We start from the raw sequence: 1,668 nt of genomic DNA, 5'->3' as shown, positions 1-1,668 counted from the left end.
GACACCCCTTGTGGGTGGAGGGTTTTGGTGGAGCGCGGGACCTGATCCTGGGAGGCAAGCGTATTAACAGGTGTGACGCAGGAAGGTAGCCGAGCCGGGCGATGGTTGTCCCGGTCTAAGGATGTAGGGCGAACGGTAGGCAAATCCGCCGTTCATGATGCCTGAGACCCGATGGGACTCCCGTAAGGGGGGATTCGGTGATCCTATGCTGCCTAGAAAAGCATCGACGCGAGGTTTTAGCCGCCCGTACCCCAAACCGACACAGGTGATCAGGTAGAGAATACTAAGGCGATCGAGAGAATTATGGTTAAGGAACTCGGCAAAATGCCCCCGTAACTTCGGGAGAAGGGGGGCCCCCATCGTGATGGACACAAGCTGTCCGGAGCGTGCAGGGGCCGCAGAGACCAGGGGGAAGCGACTGTTTACTAAAAACACAGGTCCGTGCGAAGTCGCAAGACGATGTATACGGACTGACTCCTGCCCGGTGCTGGAAGGTTAAGAGGACCGGTTAGCCGCAAGGCGAAGCTGAGAATTCAAGCCCCAGTAAACGGCGGTGGTAACTATAACCATCCTAAGGTAGCGAAATTCCTTGTCGGGTAAGTTCCGACCTGCACGAATGGAGTAACGACTTCCCCGCTGTCTCAACCATAAACTCGGCGAAATTGCAGTACGAGTAAAGATGCTCGTTACGCGCAGCAGGACGGAAAGACCCCGAGACCTTTACTATAGTTTGGTATTGGTGTTCGGAGTGGCTTGTGTAGGATAGGTGGGAGACGTTGAAGCCCGGACGCCAGTTCGGGTGGAGTCATCGTTGAAATACCACTCTGGTCACTTTGGACATCTAACTTCGGCCCGTAATCCGGGTCAGGGACAGTGCCTGATGGGTAGTTTAACTGGGGCGGTTGCCTCCTAAAAAGTAACGGAGGCGCCCAAAGGTTCCCTCAGCCTGGTTGGCAATCAGGTGTCGAGTGTAAGTGCACAAGGGAGCTTGACTGTGAGAGAGACATCTCGAGCAGGGACGAAAGTCGGGACTAGTGATCCGGCGGTACATTGTGGAATGGCCGTCGCTCAACGGATAAAAGGTACCTCGGGGATAACAGGCTGATCTTGCCCAAGAGTCCATATCGACGGCATGGTTTGGCACCTCGATGTCGGCTCGTCGCATCCTGGGGCTGGAGTAGGTCCCAAGGGTTGGGCTGTTCGCCCATTAAAGCGGTACGCGAGCTGGGTTTAGAACGTCGTGAGACAGTTCGGTCCCTATCCGCTGCGCGCGCAGGAAATTTGAGAAGGGCTGTCCTTAGTACGAGAGGACCGGGACGGACGAACCTCTGGTGTGTCAGTTGTACTGCCAAGTGCACCGCTGATTAGCTACGTTCGGATGGGATAACCGCTGAAAGCATCTAAGCGGGAAGCTCGCTTCGAGATGAGATTTCCATACACCTTGTGTGTGAGAGGCCCCCAGCCAGACCACTGGGTTGATAGGCCGGATGTGGAAGCGAGGACTAACGACTCGTGAAGCTGACCGGTACTAATAGGCCGATAACTTACACCACACACTCCCTTCGTGAACGGATTCAAAAGACGTTCACACCATGAAGAGAGTACAAAGATAACAAGACTGCTTGCGTCCACTATGTGGTTCCCAAACAACAAACCCGTCACACGGCA

General features: G+C 54.9%; 1 rRNA gene. It reads left to right on the top strand.

Annotation, left to right across the window (positions count from 1 at the left end):
* A 23S ribosomal RNA gene (locus tag ACZYX4_RS17620) occupies positions 1–1,553 on the top strand; the annotation flags it as partial.
* Positions 1,554–1,668 lie beyond the last annotated feature (115 nt).

This window comes from Pseudarthrobacter leeuwenhoeki (assembly GCF_055412885.1).
This window is presented reverse-complemented; position numbering and strand designations above follow the sequence as displayed.